Here is a 16,362-nt window from a genome sequence, read left to right on the forward strand (position 1 = left end):
CCTAGCTAATCGATCGGTGAGCAGATCGGCGTTGTTCGGAAGCTCCCGCATGGGTGGACTGGGAAGCATGACCGCTGCTGACCCTTCACCGCCCTCGAGCCCCCGCGCCGCAACCGACCCTCGCCCCGCCCCGGACGAGGTGGCCGGCACGCGCCCCGCCCAGTGGGTCGCTGTGGCGGTACTGACGCTGAGTACGTTCGTCGTGGTGACATCGGAGATGTTGCCGGTGGGGGTGCTGACTCCCATGGCCGATGGACTCGGAATCTCGTCTGGCGCGGCCGGGTCGAGTTTGACCATCACCGGCTCGATCGCGGCGGTGACCGCTCCGGCGGTGCCTCGTCTGCTGGGGAACGTGGACCGCCGCCACGTCCTGGCAGCGGCGATGGTGGCACTGGCACTTGGGAATGTGCTGACGACGATCTCGACTGGGTTCGGGATGCTCGTGGTCTCCCGGGTCGTGCTCGGGATGGGAATGGGCATCGTATGGGGGCTGGCCGCCGCGGTGGCGGTGCGGCTGGTGGCTCCCCGTCACGCGGCTCTGGCGGTGTCCTTCGCCGTTTCCGGGGTAGCCTCGGCGTCCGTCTTCGGTGTGCCGCTGGGCACCTTGATCGGCAACGCGTTCGGGTGGCGGGCAGCGTTCGGGACCCTCGCTGCAATCGGCTGCATCTTGGCCGCCGCACTCCTGGCGACTCTGCCCGATCTACGGCAACCGGCGGAAGCCGGCGCCGGCGCCCAAGGGTCGCGGGCGTCACTCGTGACGCCGGCTGTCGTCACCGGCCTGATGGTGGTGGTCTTCCTCGTCACCGCACATTTCGCTGCCTACACCTACATCCGCCCCGCACTCGAGCACTTGCCGAAACTCTCCGCGGACGCGATCGCCCTGCTGCTGCTGATCTACGGCGTCTTCGGGTTGGCTGGCAATTTCTTGGCCGGAGCCGTGGCGGCCCACCGTCCGAAAGCCACCGTGCTGACCCTGGCCGCAGGCATCGCAGCTGCGACGGCCGCTCTTGCCCTGTTCGGCACCGGCGCTCTTGCTGCAGGTATAGCGGTCGCGCTGTGGGGTGTCGCATACGGAGGGCTCTCCGTCGGGGGCCAGCTCTGGATGACCCGGGCCGCTCCTGACCGGGTGGAGCACATCACGGGCGTCTACGTCGGATTCTTCACCGCTTCGATTGCCCTCGGAGCTCTCCTCGGCGGAGTAGTGGTCGAGGCCACGGGCGTCCTCACGATGCTCTGGGCCACCGCCGGTATCGCGGTTCTCTCCCTGGTCATCGGTCTCAGTGGCAAAGGCCCAGCACCATCGTCGTCGGCAGGGTAACGGCTACCGGACCCGGCGCGGATGACAGGAGCGAGCGCAGGATCTGCCCCGGCGTAGCCGGCCTCCTCACGGCCCTGGTTTCAATTCAGTTGAAGCCTCGCGGCGGGTGGATTCCCCAGGCGTGTCCCAGGTGGTCCGGCAGGTTGAGGACTGCGCCTGTCCGCATATCGGTGGCGAGACTAGCCGACTCGATCGTCCTGGCGCCTCGGAGTGGCTTGCCATTACGCCTCGAGGTGGGGCCTAGATTCTGAGACCGGTGCGCTCGTCGCGTCGCTGACTCACACGAAGCACGTCGACCAGCCAACCTTTCGGCCCCCTCGCTCCGTCATGTAGGGGAAAGCCCGAAAACCAGTGGGAGGTCTCAGGTGTCGCGAGCTTCGGAGTTCGGAGCGTTTGTCGCAGGGCGGCGACTCCATCTCTATCGCAGCGCCTGGCTTCTGTGCGGCGATCCGCACAGAGCCGAGGACCTGGTGCAGGAGACGTTGACCAAGCTCTATCTCGCCTGGCCGCGGGTCTCGCGAGCGGACGCCATCGAGGCGTACGTCCGGCGCATGTTGGTCAACGCGAACATCGACGAGAGCCGGCGACCGTGGCGGCGCGAACGGCCGAGCGACGAGTTGCCGGAAACCCCGGCGCGGGCCGAGAGCGTCGAGGAAGCCGACGAACTGTGGGCGGCGTTGCGCGCTCTACCCGCAGGGCAGCGCCGGATCGTGGTGCTGCGCCACTACTGGGGATTGTCGGTCGAGGAGACCGCTGCTGATCTCGGCGTGAGCGCGGGGACCGTCAAGAGCCAGACCTCCGCCGCACTCACCTCACTGCGCCGCATCCTGACCCCGCAACCCGCCGCACCGACCTCCGCTCATCAAGGAGATGCCCGATGAACGACTCTGATCTTCTCTCCGACCGCCTGGACGAGCTCGGCCAACGCGCTCCGGCGCCCGCAGCCGATCCACTTCACGACATCCGCCGAGGGCAGAGGGCGTTGCGCCGTCGGCGAGTTCGCGGTGCCGCGGGGATCGCCACCGCCGTGGTGGCCGTCGGCGCTGTCTCGGCGACCATCTACTTCCCGGGAGAGCAGGGACGTTCCGGTGGCAGCCTCGGCGGCGCAGTGATTCCGCACGTCGAGGTCGGCTCGAACGAAGTCTCCGGCTTCTGCCTCGACGAGTCCGGCGGCCGACGCGTGCTCAACCCCGCCGAGGACACGCAGAACGCGGATCCCGCCAGCCCGCCTCAGGAGCATCCCGCGGTGACGTCGCAGCTGGCGTCCTATCACCAGGCCGCTGCTGCAGTCCTGGACCCCTCCGGAACGTATCTGACCGCCGACGGGGCCAACCTGCAGTTCGGATGCGACCGAGAGACCGGGCAACTCGCCCGGCTGGGAACCAAGTTCGGCTGGTCGAGCGCCGGCGGACTCGGCATGGTGCAACTGGAGGTCATCTCGCCGGAGCACGGCGAGGAGCAGTCGCAGATCATCGCGCTCCGCGAGCAGTGGAGCGCGATCGAGGAGAACCTGCCACCGGGCGTGAGCGCGGCCCGGGTGAGCGAGTACCAGGGCGGCCGAGCCGTGTCCGTGGAGCGTCACGACGGGCTCATGGTGACCATCGACGCCAACGAATCCTGGGGCAACAACGCCGCTCCAGGCTCAGCCCCGGCCACCGAGCTGCCTGGCGTCGATCGACTGCTGGAGCTTGCGGCCAGTGAATCCTTGACGCTCCCCGACCACTGACCGTTCGCCACACTCGAGCGTGGTGATTCCGGCGTCAGCCGGAGTTGTGCAAGCATCGCGGCCAGCGGCCAGGATGAGCGGGTGCGGACATTCGGTGTGGAAGAGGAACTGCTCTTGGTCGACGCCTCCACCTTGGAGCCGCTGCCCGCGGGGGATTGGGCAGCGTCCCTGCAGAAGGAGACCACCTCCACCGGCCACCAAGTCACCGCCGAGCTGCAACAGGAGCAGATCGAGGTCGCTTCCCCGCCGCAGACCACGATGGCCGGGCAACTGGACGCGATTCTCACCGGCCGCGCCCTCGCCGAGGAGGCGGCCGCGAACGTCGGGGGCCGGGTCGCGGCACTGCCCACCGCTCCAGGCAGGGTCGATCCGCACCTCGGACCCACGTCGCGCTACCGGCGTATCGGCGAGCGCTTCGGGCTCATCGCCGCTGAACAGCTCACCAACGGCTTCCACATCCACGTGAGCATCGAGTCGCGCGACGAGGGTGTGACGGTGCTGGATCGCATCAGGGTGTGGCTGCCGACGCTGTTGGCACTGAGCGCCAACTCACCGTTCTGGCAAGGCGCGGACACTGGTTACGCTTCGTACCGGTACCAGGCCTGGTCGCGCTGGCCCACCGCCGGCCCTGTCGATCCGTACGGCTCTGCCGACGCCTACGAGCGGCATCAGGCCGCCGTCCTGGCGACGGGCGTGCCCCTGGATGCCGGCATGCTCTACGACGACGTCCGGCTCTCCGAGCACCAGCCGACAGTCGAGGTGCGGATCGCCGACGTCTGCCTCGCTCCCTCCGACGCCGCCGTCATCGCCACGCTCACCCGAGCTCTCGTGGAGACGGCCGCCCGAGAGTCGGACCGGCCGGCCCCTGAAGTTCCGGCGTCGCTGCTGCGACTGTGGTCGTGGCAAGCGAGTCACAGTGGCGTCCAGGACCGGTTGATCGATCCCACCACCGGTACGCCCGTCCCTGCGGGGGACGTCGTCGCCCGGCTGCTCGACGTGGTGCGGCCGGTGCTGAACGACTACGGGGACGAAGAACGTGTCGACGCCGCGGTGGCCCAGATCCTGGAGGACGGCACCGGAGCGCGGAAGCAACGGCAGGCCTACGCGGCCCGTGAGGACGTGCGGGACGTGGTCGCCGCAGCCCTCGAAGCCACTCACACCTATGCTGCTGACCGTGGCCACGACCGGTGACTTCGAGCTGACCATCGAGGAGTTGCGGGTCGTGACGCGTTTCGTCGCCGAGACCGCCGGCGAGCTCCTGCCGATCTTCGAAGCGGCCCATCCTGAGGACCGCCGCCCGCGTGCCGCGCTCGACGCGGCGTGGGAGTTCGTCGAAGGTGCCCACCGCACGAAGCTCCAGCGGGTCACCTCACTCGACGCGCATCGAGCAGCCAAGGATGCGACCACCGAGGTCGCCCGCCTGTCCGCGCGGTCCGCGGGCGACGCGGCATCGGCCGCCTATCTGCACCCGATCGTCAAGGCCCATCAGGTGGGCCACATCCTCCGAGCCGCGGCGAGCGCCGGTCGGATCGCCGAACTGCAGGCGCCCGACGACGACAAGGCGGCGGAACGCGCGCTCGACGCAGCGCGGCAGCGTGCGACACCGACGCTCGTCGACGTCCTCCGGCGCTACCCGCTCGCCCCGGAAGGAAGTAACCGCGTCGCGCAGCTGATGAGCGAGCTGGACCGCTCCCTGCGCGACTGACGACTTACTCGAGATCGTCCGCGACCTCGCGCAGCGTGCTCAGCATCGCGGCTTCGGTCGGCGCGGCGATCGCGTGCCGCCGCGTCACCGCCAAGATCCGCCGCGCCGGGACGCCGCCCGCGAGCGAGAGCACTCGCACACCCGGGACCCGATTGACGACCGCCAGACGGGGCGCGAGCGCCACCCCGAGTCTGACTCCCACCATCGACTGCGCCTCCTGGTAATCGTTGGCGCGGAAAGAGATGCGTGGCGAGAACCCGGCGGCACGGGCGCTCCGGTCGAGGACTTCGGTGACGGGGTGGTCAGCCTCTCTGACCACCCACTCCTCCTCGCTGAGCTCGGCGAGCCGCACGCGACGTCGACGCGCGAACCGGTGGTCGGCGGACACGACGAGCATCGTCGCGTCGTCGAGCAGATGCACGACGTCCAGCTCGTCGTCGCGGAAACGGTTCCACTCGTAGTCCCACAGCAACGTCACGTCGTCCGATCCGGCGTGAAGGCGCTGCACCAAGTCGTCGAAGCGCGCACTGTGCACGGTGAGCCGGACGTTGGGGTGCTTCTCCATGAACGCGCGGACAGCCAACGGCAGCAGAGAACTGCCCACCGTCGGGAACGTGCCGATGCGCAGGTGACCCCGTCGGAGCCCGGCGACGGCGTCGACGTCGGCTTGAGCCGCCTGCAACTGGTCGCGGATGCGGCACGCATGGCGGTAGAGCACGAGGCCCGCGTCGGTTGCCCGCACGCCTCGGGGGAAGCGGGAGAGGAGGGGTTGCCCTACCTCGTGTTCCAGCCGCTTCACCTGTTGTGAGACCGCCGACGGGGTGTATTGCAAGGCCTCGGCAGCGGCTGAGATGGAGCCCCGGTCGAGGACTTCCACGAGCAGCATCAGGCGCCGGACATCCATTTCCCCTCCTTCGTCAAGCTTTAAGTAAAGGTACATGCTCCTTCATAATTCGTCGCTAGTGCTTCACTGTTGTGATGCGCATCATCTTTCGGGTAGTCACTCGAGAGGAACGCGACGATGCACGGACGAGAGATCAAGGCGACCTGGATGCGGGGAGGAACGAGCAAGTGTTGGGTCTTCGACCGGGAGGAGCTGGAGCTTCCCGACTACACGGTCGACGAGGTGCTGCTGCGACTGTTCGGCAGCCCCGACCCGCGTCAGGTCGACGGCGTCGGCGGGGGCACGTCCACCACGAGCAAAGCGGTGATCGTCTCGCCGTCGAGCGATGAGGGTGTGGACGTGGATTACACCTTCGCGCAGGTGGGCATCGAAGAGCCGGTGGTCGACTGGGGCAGCAACTGCGGTAACTGCTCGTCGGTCGTCGGGCACTACGCGCTGCGCCGCGGCTGGGTCACCCCGACGACACCGACGACGTCCGTGCGCGTGCGGAACACCAACACCGGCCAGCTCATCGTGCTCGACCTGGATACCTCCGGGGACGACATCGTCTTGAGTGAGATCCCGGGAGTGCCGTTCCCGGGAGAAGCCGTCCGCATGTGGTTCGTAGAGCCCGCCGGCCGAACGACCGGCGAGCTGCTGCCGACCGGCCGGACTCGCAACGAGCTCACGACCCCGCACGGCACCGTCGAGGCCACCTTGCTCGATGCGGGAGCCCCCGTCGTCGTGATCGACGCGCGGTCGGTCGGGTTGACGGGCAACGAGGTGCCGGCGGTCCTCGACGCGGACCCTGAGACGCTGTTGCGCCTCGACGAGATCCGCCGCGCCGGGGCGGTGGCGATGGGCATGGCGACCACGCCGGCAGGGGCGCAGCGAGCGGTACCGAAGCTCGTGGTCGTGTCACCGGCGCCCGAGGGCAGCGACCTGCAGGTGCGGATGCTCTCCATGGGGAAGGTGCACCCCGCACTCGCCATCACCGGCAGCGTCGCGATCACGATGGCGGTGGCTACACCCGGAACCATCGCGGCCGACCTCGCCGCTCCTCACGGAGACCGTCTGCAGATCTCCACTCCGGCCGGGATCGTCGAGACGGTTCTGGGCGAGCACGCCGGTCGTCCGGCGGTCGCGGTCACCCGGACGATGCGTGAACTCGCCGACACGCGCCTGGTCATCGGACCAGCCGCTCGTCCCGTGCGCCCCGCAGAGGCGGTGGCCTCGTGAGCATCACGTTCGCGCGATCGCGCCAGTCCACCACGGTGATGTGCGTCTTCACCGCCCTCGCGGTTGCCGCAGCCTTCCTCGGAGGGTCGCCTTTCAGTTCCGCGGCGGACACCGCCGACGGGGACTTCTCCAAGGAGACCTTGGAGGTCATGATCCCGCTCGCCGAAGGCGGAGGGACCGACACCTGGGCCCGGTTTGTCGGGCAGGAGCTCGCTCCCCGCGTCACCGGCGGACCCGGGTTCTCGCCCGTGAACGAGCCGGGTGGTGAGGGAATCACCGGGTCGAACCAGTTCGCCCGTCGCGCGCCGGCGGACGGGACGCACCTTCTCGTCTCGACCGCGACGAGCGTCGTGCCCTGGGTTCTGGGCCGTAGCGAGGTCAACTACGACTTCGCGCAGATGACACCCGTCGTCGTGAACGGGACGGGCGGTGCGATCTACGCGCGCAAGGCCGCCGGCGTCGAAGGACTACGCGACCTCGTGGATCGTGACACGCCGTTGACCTTCGGCGGCATCAGCGCGACCGGACTCGACCTGACGACTCTCGTCGCCTTCGACGTGCTCGGAGTCGATCAACGGTCGATCTTCGGCTTCGAGGGTCGCGGGCCCGTGAACCTCGCCGTCCAACGCGGTGAGGTCGACCTCGATTACCAGACCACGTCCGCCTGGGAGCCGTCTGTCGGACCGCTGCTGCAGAACGGCAGCGTCGTTCCACTGGTCTCGTTCGGGCAGCTCGACGAGGACGGCGAAGTCGTCCGCGACACGAACTTCCCGGATCTGCCGACGGTCGCTGAGGCGTACGAGGAGCTGTACGGCGAGGCCCCGAGTGGCCCGGCCTGGGAGGCGTACACCGCACTGCTGGGTGTGACGTACACGTATCAGAAGGGGTTGTGGGTTCCCGGCGAGACGAGCGAGGGCGCGAGCGAATCGCTGCGCAAGGCCGCCGATGACCTCTCCGGCGACAAGGCCTTCAATGACAAGGCGGCCGAGGTTCTGGGCGGCTATCCGCTCGTTGCCGACGACGGCGTCAAGGAGCGTGTGGCGGAGGTCTACGTCGTCGACGACTCCGTGCGCGAGTACGTCCTGTCCCTCCTGCGGGACACCTATGACATCCACCTGGGCTGAAGGGCGATCCCATGACTGAAGCTGCACTCTCAGCACTCGGGTCACTCGCTGACCCGTCGATGCTGCTCATGCTGATGGCCGGCGTGCTGGCCGGGTTGATCATCGGGCTCATTCCAGGCCTGGGCGGAACGGCCGCGATGGCGATCCTCCTCCCGTTGACGTTCGGTATGGAGCCGGCCGCCGCGCTCGCGATGCTCATCGGTGCTCTGGCCGTGGTCCACACGTCGGACACCGTCGCGACCGTGTTGCTGGGCGCCCCGGGATCGGCGTCCGCAAGCGTGACGTTGCTGGACGGCTACCCGATGGCGAGGGCCGGACAGGCCAAACGCGCCTTGGGCCTCGCTTTCTTATCCTCAATGGTCGGCGGTGTCATCGGTGCGATCGGTCTGACGATCGCCATTCCGCTGGTGCGACCGCTCGTGCTCTCCTTCGGAAGCCCCGAACTGTTCATGCTCACGGTGCTCGGGATCTCGATGGCCGCGGTGTTGTCGCGCGGCAACGCGGTCAAGGGGCTTGTCGCGGCGGCTCTCGGCCTGCTGTTCGGCATGGTGGGCACGGCGCCCACGACGGCGGAGTACCGCTTCACCTTCGGGTCGATGCTGCTCGCCGACGGGCTGTCGCTCGTGGCGGTCGCGCTCGGGACGTTCGGGCTCGCCGAAATCGCCTCGCGAGCCGGACAGAAGAAGTCGAACGAGGCACCCGTGTCGCTCAGCGGCGGTTGGATGGCTGGCATCCGCGAGTGGTTGTCGCATTGGACCCAGGTCATCCGTGGTTCCCTGGTCGGCATCTGGGCTGGCATCCTGCCGGGCATCGGAGCAACGGCCGGAACGTGGCTGGCGTACGGCCAGGCCGTTGCGACGGCCAAGGACAAGTCGAAGTTCGGCAAGGGCGACCCGCGCGGCGTCGTGGGACCGGAGAGCGCCAACAGCTCGATCGCGGCGGGCGACCTCATCCCTACGCTCATGTTCGGCATTCCCGGCAGCGTCCCGGCCGCGATGCTTCTCGGCATGCTGCTGACGAACGGAATCCAGGCGGGACCGTCGATCGTCACCGATCACCTCAACCTGATGTACCTCATCATCTGGTCGTTCGCGATCGCGAGCGTCGTGGGCGCGCTTTTGTGCTTCGTCAGTTCGAAGGGACTCGCCCGGATCACGACCGTCTCGTTCTCCGTGCTCGGGCCCGGCCTGCTGGCGATCATGATGCTCGGCGCCTACCAGGGCTCGCTGCAGGTCGGTGACCTGTGGATCATGCTCGTACTCGGAGCGCTGGGGTGGTTGCTCAAGAGCACCGGTTTCCCGCGGGCACCCTTCCTCATCGGCTTCGTGCTCGCCGTGCCGCTCGAGCGGTACTACTTCCTCACCGATCGCGTCTACGCGCCGTCGGACTGGCTGACCCGCCCGTACGTTCTCGTGTTCATCGCGATTCTCGCGGTGCCGGCGCTGCTGGCGCTGCGCCGGCGGTTCCGCAAGGACGTCCCGGCCGATCAGGACGCTCCGCCGCCCGCCAGTGCTGATGCCGACGGCCCGCTCGCGGACTCGGTGTGGTCGCTGACGACCTCGGTCGGGCTGCTCGCGGTGTTTGTGGTCGCGTTCTTCCTGACCAGTTCATTCTCGGACGAGGGACGGCTCGTCCCGCGTCTCGTCGCCGGTGTGGGCATCGCGCTCGCCGCCTTGCTCGTGGCGCGCGAGTGGAAAGGCGGCTCGTTCGCGCCGCCGCGACCCGAGCGCGATCCCGAGTTCGACGACGGCGAGGCGTCCGCGCCGACATCCGGCACGACCCTCGTCCAGCCGTCCACAGCGGTCACCCGATGGCCGGTCATGACGCCCATGGTGCACAACTCGACTCGCACCTTCGCGTGGATGACAGTGTTCGTCGTCCTGGCAACGTTGTTCGGTTACGTGCCCGCGCTTCTGTTCTTTCTCCCGGCGTTCCTGCTGTACGTCGCCGAAACCCGGCCGCGCACTGCGACGGTCTACACGGCGGTGATGGTCAGCATCATCGCGGTGGTTCCGGTCTTCCTGCCGATCCACCTGCCGGGAGGGATCTTCGTGGGCTGACCCGCCCCGAGAAAGCGAACAGCCGCCCGCCCCGTGAGGGGCGAGCGGCTGTTCGCGTTACGGCGTGGCTCGTATCAGAGCGGGCGGATGTTGGCCGCCTGAAGGCCCTTCTGGCCCTGCTCGACGTCGAACTCGACCTTCTGGTTCTCCTCGAGCGAGCGGTAACCCGACGCGTTGATGGAGCTGTAGTGGGCGAAAACGTCCTCGCTGCCGTCGTCGGGCGCGATGAAGCCGAAGCCCTTTTCAGCGTTGAACCACTTCACGGTTCCAGTAGCCATGATGATCTCCTTACGGTAGTGCGCTCGCGCTTATCGCGGGCGACTCTGAGTCGCGACGCACATCAACCGGGGAGTTACTGAGGGCCACACTCGAAGGAATGCGGCCCGGTCAATCACTGGTGCAACAAACGTCTACAACGGGCTCCACACTATCAGACGACTCCCAACCCCGGCACACCGTCTCCCGTGCAGCTAGGGTGCACGGGTGGCAGTCGGCTCCGTGGTCCTCGTGATGGTCGCGGTGGTGGTCGGTGCCATCGCCCAGCGCGTCGCAGGACTCGGGTTCGCCCTCCTCGTCTCGCCGTTTCTGGTACTGCTCCTCGGTCCGCACGAGGGCGTGATCATGGTCAACGCCTGCGGGCTGGTCTCGTCCGGGCTCATCATGTCGCGGGTGTGGCACGACATCGACTGGCGGATGTTCCTCGGCCTCGGGCTGCCCGCGATGATCGCCACCGTGCCGGCCTCCTGGTTGGCGCTGGAACTGCCACCGGCCCCGGTCTCGGTCGTGGTGGGCGTCGTCGTGTTGCTCGGACTGGGGCTCTCATGGGCCATTCAACGCACGACGCTCGTGCTCCGCGGCGCTGGCACCCGAGCGACCGCGGGCGCGATCGGCGGCGCGAGCAACGCCATCGCCGGCGCGGCAGGTCCCGCGTTCACCGCCTATGCGCTGCTGGCGCGCGTTCCGCAGCCTCAGTTCGTCGCCACATTGCAGCCGCTGTTCATCGCGACGTCCGTCGTCACGCTGACCGCGAAAGCGGTCACACACCCGTCGTCGGCTCCCGACATCGGCGTGCTGTTATGGCTGCTCGTTCTGGCTCTGATCGTGGTCGGGGTTCTCGCCGGGGACTGGTTGCAGCGCTACATCCGCGACGATCAGGCTCGCGGTGTCGTCATCGTGCTGGCCTTCGTCGGCGCCGCCGCGACGGTCGTCGACGGCGTCAGCGCGCTGTGATCGCCATCGTCGCGGTCCGCGCTCGCGCGCGCATGCGTTAGGTTGTCCACGTGCTGCTCTCGGACCGCGACATTCTCGCCCAGATCGACGCCGGACGCGTGTCGCTCGATCCGCTCGAGCCGTCGATGATCCAGCCGTCGAGCATCGACGTGCGCCTTGACCGGCTGTTCCGGGTCTTCGACAATCACAAGTACCCGCACATCGACCCGGCTGCGGATCAGTCCGACCTCACCCGACCGGTCGAGGTCGAGGGTGACGACGCCTTCGTGCTGCATCCCGGCGAGTTCGTCCTCGGCTCGACCTACGAGTACGTCACGCTGCCCGACGACATCGCGGCTCGACTCGAGGGCAAGAGCTCACTGGGCCGCCTCGGGCTGTTGACGCACAGCACCGCAGGCTTCATCGACCCGGGCTTCGGCGGGCACATCACCCTCGAGCTCGCCAACGTCGCCACGCTGCCGATCAAGCTCTACCCGGGGATGAAGATCGGTCAGCTGTGCTTCTTCCAGCTCTCCTCCGCGGCCGAGCATCCGTACGGGTCGGAGAAGTACGGCTCCCGCTACCAGGGCCAGCGCGGCCCGACGCCCTCGCGCTCGCACGCGAACTTCTACCGCGCCGACATCTCCTGACCGCAGCGACACCCCGACTGCACTCTCAGGGGTAGGACCGGGGGCGCTTCGGGGTCGTTCCCCGATGCGGCGAGCGAGCCGTGACGGCGACGCTGGACGCATGATCCAAGCACGTCACCTCACGAAGCGCTACGGCACGACCACCGCGGTCGATGCGCTCTACTTCACCGTCGAGCCCGGCCGCGTGACCGGTTTTCTCGGTCCGAACGGCGCGGGCAAGTCCACCACGATGCGGATGATCCTCGGCCTCGACGCCCCGACCTCCGGCTCCGTCACGATCAACGGCCACGCCTACGGCACCGCGGGCGCGCCGCTGCGTGAGATCGGCGCGCTCCTCGATGCCCACGCGGTTCACCCAGGCCGTTCCGCGCGCGACCACCTGCGCTGGCTCGCCGTCAGCAATCGCATCCCGCTGCGACGCGTCGACGAGGTGATCGGCCTCGTCGGTCTCGAGAAGGTCGCCGCCCGCAGAGTCGGCGCCTTCTCGCTCGGCATGGGTCAGCGGCTCGGCATCGCAGCGGCGCTCCTCGGCGATCCCGGAACCGTGGTGCTGGACGAGCCGGTGAACGGACTCGACCCGGAAGGCATCCGCTGGGTTCGTCAGCTGGCGCGGCGACTCGCCGATGAGGGGCGGACCGTCTTCGTGTCCAGCCACCTCATGTCCGAGATGGCACTGATGGCCGACCACCTCATCGTCATCGGTCGCGGGAAGATCCTGGCGGACACCTCGATGACCGACTTCATGACGCACCACGCGGCGAGCCGCGTCCGGCTCCGCAGCCCGCAAACCGCCGAGGTCGCGGCGCTGTTGACCGGTCGCGGATTTGCCGTTGACCAGTCCGCCGGTGAGCTTCATGTGCGCGACGCCGATCTCGCCGCTGTCGGCGAGCTGGTCTGCTCGCACGGGCTCCTCCTGCACGAACTGACGCTCGAGCAGTCCTCGCTGGAGGACGCCTTCATGACCCTCACGGCGGACGCCGTCGAGTACCACGCCACGGAAGGAGTCGCGGCATGAGCGCGCTCGTTCAACCCCGCGGACTGATCACCGCCCGGCCCGGTTTCGGGTCGATTCTGCACGCCGAGTGGGTCAAGCTGCGAACCGTGCGTTCGACGTGGTGGACGCTGTTCGCCCTCCTCGTCGTCGGTGCCGGCCTCACCGCGCTGATCTGCGCGCTCAACGCCGAATGGTTGGCGAGCCCGGAGGCCGACGAGTCGCCCGGGTCGTTCATCACCTTCGGCATGATGCTGGCGCCAGCTGCCGCGGTGGTGCTCGGCGTGCTGGCCGTGACCTCGGAGTACGCCTCGGGAATGATCCGCAGCTCCTTCGCCGCAGTGCCGTCGCGGACTCGGGTCTTCGCGGCGAAGACGGTGCTCCTCGCCGTCGTTCTCTTCGTGGTCGGGACCGCGACCGCGTTGCTCGGATACGTCGGGGGCAACGCGTTCTTGGACGCCGAAGGCATCGGTTTGGCTCTCGAAGGCGACGTCCTGCGCTCGATGTTCGGCAGCGGCCTGTACCTGGCCGGGCTCGGGGTGGCGGCAGTCGCGGTCGGATTCCTCGTCCGCCACACGGCCGGCGCCGTCACCATCCTGCTCACCGTCTTGTTCGTCCTACCGACGATGGTCATGCTCGTTCCCGGTGAGACCGGGCAGTGGATCAACAAGCTCCTGCCCAGCAACACCGGTGGTCCGGTCGCCGCTCCGGTCATGTTCAACCCGAATCTGCTGGATCCCTGGGTCGGATTCGCAGTCTTCCTCGTCGAGGTGGCCGTCGTGGCGGCGCTCGCGGGAGTGACGATTCGACGCCGCAACGCCTGACTCCCGCGCTCGGCCTTCACGCCTCGATAGCCTCGGGGCGTGAAGGTCGAGTGCTCAGCTGAAGTCGCCGACGCCCTCGCTGAGGGTCGTCCGGTCGTTGCCCTGGAATCGACGATCATCTCGCACGGTCTGCCGAGGCCAGGCAACCTCGCGGCGGCTCAGGAGTTCGAGCAGATCCTCCGTGACGTCGGGGTGGTGCCGGCGACCGTGGCGGTGCTCGACGGCCGTCTGAAGGCCGGACTGGCGCCGGCCGAGCTCGAGCGCATCGCCAGTGAGGACATCGTCAAGCTCAGCGTCCGCGACCTGCCGATCGTCGCCGCCCACGGAGTGAGCGGTGCGACGACGGTGGCGGCGACCTCGTTCATCGCCGATCGTGCCGGCATCCGGGTGTTCGCCACCGGCGGTCTCGGCGGCGTCCATCGCGGCGCGGCGGAGAGTTTCGACGTTTCCGCCGACCTCACGGTGCTCTCACAGGTGCCCATCACCGTCGTGTCCGCCGGGGTGAAGTCGATCCTCGACATCCCCGCGACACTCGAACGCCTCGAGACGCTCAGCGTGCCGGTACTCGGCTATCGAACTGAGGAGTTCCCGAGCTTCTGGCTTTCGAGTTCGGGGCAAGTGCTCGACTGGAGCGTCCCCGACGCCGCCTCCGTCGCTGCCGTCATGGCCGCTCGAGACGCGCTGGAACAGCGCAGCGGCATCCTCGTGGCCAACCCGCTTCCACCGGACCAGCAGCTCGATCCCCACGTCCACGACGACGCGCTCACCGAGGCACTGCGCCGCGCGGACGAGAAAGGGCTGAGCGGTAAGGACGTGACGCCGTTCCTGCTGCAGACCATCGTGGACATCACCGGCGGCGAGAGCCTGCGCGTCAACCTCGACATTGCGCGTAACAACATCCGCGTCGCCGCCGAGATCGCCGTGGCCTGGGCGGCGCGATGATCCTCGTCGTGGGAGATGTCGTCGACGACATCGGTGTGCGGCCGCTCGAGCCGATCAATCCGCGTAGCGACACCCGTGCGGAGGTGCGGATGACGCCGGGCGGTTCGGCCGCGAACACGGCGGCGTGGCTCGGGCACCTCGGAGCGCCCACGCGCTTCGTGGGCAAGGTGGGCGCCGACGGTGTGGGGAGACATGGCGACGCTCTGGCGAACGTCGGTGTGGAGGCGCGCCTCGTCCCCGATCCCGTCCTGCCGACCGCGACGATCGTCCTGACTCTCGACGACGACGCGGATCGGACGATGTTCGTGGACCGCGCAGCCAACAGCGCGCTCGGCGTCGATGACCTCGACGAGAGCATGTGGGACGGCGTCGAGTGGCTGCACCTGACCGGCTACACGTTCTTCGACCCGGCGACGCTGCCCGTCGCGCAGCATCTGGTGAGGGCCGCACGCGAACGTGGGGTGGGGGTGAGCGTGGATCCGAGCTCCACGGGCTTCCTGCGCCAGTGCGGGGTGGAGGAGTTTCTAGGGTGGACTGTCGGAGTCGACCTCGTCGTGCCGAACATCGAGGAGGCTCGGCTGTTGGCGGGAGCCACCGGCCCCTTCGTCGATTTCGACCGACTCGCGGAGGCGTATCCGCATGTGGTGGTGACACTGGGAGCGATGGGTGCGGCGTACGTCGGAGGGGACGTGCGCACTCAGGTCACGGCCCCGCGGGTGCCGGTTCTGGACACCACCGGTGCCGGGGACGCGTTCACGGCTGGCTTCCTCGCTGAGTGGGTTCACAGCCGCGATCCGAAGGCTGCGCTCGCCGGTGGTTCTGCTGCGGCTGAACGCTGCATCACGATGCGAGGCGCGCGGCCCTAGCCGCGGCCAACATCAACCGCTAGACTAGAACATGAAGGTGGACCGCTTCAGAATGTCATCTGCAGTCCTGCTTCGTACGAACACGGCCCGCTGAGCGCTCTGAACGAAACTCCGGGTCTGCCGGTCCGAGCCGACCCTCTTCTGGCGCCCGCGGCGAGAACATATCGCACGTGCGCGCGTCACGAGCCCCGATGCGCTCGGGCACGCTCGGATCGGCGGTTCTCCCCACACTCTGCGCTAGTCCTCACTCGGTGAGGGTGGTGCTGCCGATGCGCCAGGCCCAGCCGTCGTCGTGCTCGATGGGTTCGGCGTGGCCGAAGGTCTTGAGCTTGTGGTGATGCCTGCACAAAGCCCACAGATTCTCACCACTGGTGGGGCCGTCCGGGAGTGGTTCTCGGTGGTCGAGGTCGCAGTTCTGCGCTTTCTTGGTGCAGCCGGGATATCGACAGGTCCCATCTCTGAACCGGATGGCGTTCATGGCGTTCCGCAGATGATCTGGTGGGTAGCGGCCTTCGTAGGTGGTGGCGAGGATGTTGTCTTTCTCGTCGACGAGGAGTCGGTACCAGAACGGGTTCCCACTCAAGGCGAGGTCACGGACCGCGTTGGCGGGGAGGATCCAGTCGCGGTCGGCGCTGATCGCCGGCTGATCATCGACTCCCGCGAGCGTGGACGCGGGGACCATGACCCCGATCGCGAGGTTCGGCGTCCGGGCGGGCTCGTTGTCGGGGTCGATGTGGTCGAGCGCGTCGACAAAGAAGTCCGCCCGACGCTGAGCGATCGTCCGGTCATCGTCGGTGGCGGTCTTGGCGGCGTGGTCGAGCCGCT

The 16,362-nt window shown here is 68.2% G+C and carries 17 protein-coding genes; 14 read left to right on the top strand and 3 right to left on the bottom strand.

Annotated elements, in window-relative coordinates; translation table 11 throughout:
* Positions 1 to 67 precede the first annotated feature (67 nt).
* The 5 genes from D9V41_RS02775 to D9V41_RS02795 all read left to right on the top strand — a co-directional run bounded on the left by D9V41_RS02775 (position 68) and on the right by D9V41_RS02795 (position 4,749).
* A complete protein-coding gene (locus D9V41_RS02775) occupies positions 68 to 1,318 on the top strand; it encodes an MFS transporter (protein ID WP_121792971.1) in 1,251 nt (416 codons plus the stop codon).
* Between the two features lie 365 nt (positions 1,319 to 1,683).
* The gene (locus D9V41_RS02780; protein WP_121792972.1) at positions 1,684 to 2,199 is read left to right on the top strand and encodes a SigE family RNA polymerase sigma factor; all 516 of its coding nucleotides are present in this window, start codon (positions 1,684 to 1,686) and stop codon (positions 2,197 to 2,199) included.
* A complete protein-coding gene (locus D9V41_RS02785) occupies positions 2,196 to 3,044 on the top strand; it encodes a hypothetical protein (protein WP_121792973.1) in 849 nt (282 codons plus the stop codon). Before D9V41_RS02780 ends, D9V41_RS02785 begins: the two co-directional genes overlap by 4 nt.
* Before the next feature lie 81 nt (positions 3,045 to 3,125).
* A complete protein-coding gene (locus D9V41_RS02790; protein WP_121792974.1) occupies positions 3,126 to 4,235 on the top strand; it encodes a glutamate--cysteine ligase in 1,110 nt (369 codons plus the stop codon).
* Entirely contained in the window at positions 4,219 to 4,749 is a 531-nt protein-coding gene (locus D9V41_RS02795; protein WP_243697131.1) for a putative immunity protein, read from the top strand. The genes D9V41_RS02790 and D9V41_RS02795 overlap by 17 nt, the downstream gene beginning before the upstream one ends.
* 4 nt (positions 4,750 to 4,753) lie before the next feature.
* On the opposite strand, the gene D9V41_RS02800 is transcribed toward D9V41_RS02795, so the two are convergent.
* On the bottom strand, positions 4,754 to 5,653 hold the full coding sequence (locus D9V41_RS02800) for a LysR family transcriptional regulator (RefSeq protein WP_208006697.1): 900 nt from the start codon (positions 5,651 to 5,653) through the stop codon (positions 4,754 to 4,756).
* 117 nt (positions 5,654 to 5,770) lie between these two features.
* Between D9V41_RS02800 and D9V41_RS02805 the strand changes: the two genes are divergently transcribed.
* The 3 genes from D9V41_RS02805 to D9V41_RS02815 are packed head-to-tail and all read left to right on the top strand — an operon-like array spanning position 5,771 to position 10,055.
* Positions 5,771 to 6,871 (top strand): PrpF domain-containing protein, encoded by a 1,101-nt coding sequence (locus D9V41_RS02805; protein ID WP_121792977.1) that lies wholly within the window; start codon positions 5,771 to 5,773, stop codon positions 6,869 to 6,871.
* Positions 6,868 to 7,995 (top strand): Bug family tripartite tricarboxylate transporter substrate binding protein, encoded by a 1,128-nt coding sequence (locus D9V41_RS02810; RefSeq protein WP_121792978.1) that lies wholly within the window; start codon positions 6,868 to 6,870, stop codon positions 7,993 to 7,995. Before D9V41_RS02805 ends, D9V41_RS02810 begins: the two co-directional genes overlap by 4 nt.
* Positions 7,996 to 8,006: 11 nt before the next feature.
* Entirely contained in the window at positions 8,007 to 10,055 is a 2,049-nt protein-coding gene (locus tag D9V41_RS02815) for a tripartite tricarboxylate transporter permease (RefSeq protein WP_121792979.1), read from the top strand.
* 74 nt (positions 10,056 to 10,129) lie between these two features.
* On the opposite strand, the gene D9V41_RS02820 is transcribed toward D9V41_RS02815, so the two are convergent.
* Complete coding sequence (locus tag D9V41_RS02820) at positions 10,130 to 10,333, bottom strand: cold-shock protein (protein ID WP_121792980.1); 204 nt, start codon at positions 10,331 to 10,333, stop codon at positions 10,130 to 10,132.
* 205 nt (positions 10,334 to 10,538) lie between these two features.
* Here D9V41_RS02820 and D9V41_RS02825 point away from each other — a divergent pair, with 205 nt between their 5' ends.
* The 6 genes from D9V41_RS02825 to D9V41_RS02850 all read left to right on the top strand — a co-directional run bounded on the left by D9V41_RS02825 (position 10,539) and on the right by D9V41_RS02850 (position 15,537).
* Positions 10,539 to 11,285, top strand: a complete 747-nt coding sequence (locus tag D9V41_RS02825) for a sulfite exporter TauE/SafE family protein (protein WP_208006698.1) — start codon at positions 10,539 to 10,541, stop codon at positions 11,283 to 11,285.
* 50 nt (positions 11,286 to 11,335) lie between these two features.
* Positions 11,336 to 11,914, top strand: coding sequence for a dCTP deaminase (dcd, locus tag D9V41_RS02830; protein ID WP_121792981.1), 579 nt, complete (start codon positions 11,336 to 11,338; stop codon positions 11,912 to 11,914).
* A 100-nt stretch (positions 11,915 to 12,014) separates the two neighbouring features.
* Positions 12,015 to 12,929, top strand: coding sequence for an ABC transporter ATP-binding protein (locus D9V41_RS02835; RefSeq protein ID WP_121792982.1), 915 nt, complete (start codon positions 12,015 to 12,017; stop codon positions 12,927 to 12,929).
* Complete coding sequence (locus tag D9V41_RS02840) at positions 12,926 to 13,729, top strand: ABC transporter permease (protein ID WP_121792983.1); 804 nt, start codon at positions 12,926 to 12,928, stop codon at positions 13,727 to 13,729. Before D9V41_RS02835 ends, D9V41_RS02840 begins: the two co-directional genes overlap by 4 nt.
* A gap of 39 nt (positions 13,730 to 13,768) precedes the next feature.
* Positions 13,769 to 14,671 (top strand): pseudouridine-5'-phosphate glycosidase, encoded by a 903-nt coding sequence (locus D9V41_RS02845; RefSeq protein ID WP_121792984.1) that lies wholly within the window; start codon positions 13,769 to 13,771, stop codon positions 14,669 to 14,671.
* 8 nt (positions 14,672 to 14,679) lie between these two features.
* Positions 14,680 to 15,537 carry a carbohydrate kinase family protein gene (locus tag D9V41_RS02850; protein ID WP_166375883.1) on the top strand — a complete coding sequence of 286 codons (858 nt, stop codon included), beginning with the start codon at positions 14,680 to 14,682 and terminating at the stop codon, positions 15,535 to 15,537.
* A 244-nt stretch (positions 15,538 to 15,781) separates the two neighbouring features.
* On the opposite strand, the gene D9V41_RS17675 is transcribed toward D9V41_RS02850, so the two are convergent.
* The coding region (locus tag D9V41_RS17675) for an HNH endonuclease signature motif containing protein (RefSeq protein ID WP_166375884.1) at positions 15,782 to 16,362 on the bottom strand (581 nt) is incomplete at its 5' end.

It is taken from the genome of Aeromicrobium phragmitis, assembly GCF_003674095.1.
Taxonomy (GTDB): domain Bacteria; phylum Actinomycetota; class Actinomycetes; order Propionibacteriales; family Nocardioidaceae; genus Aeromicrobium; species Aeromicrobium phragmitis.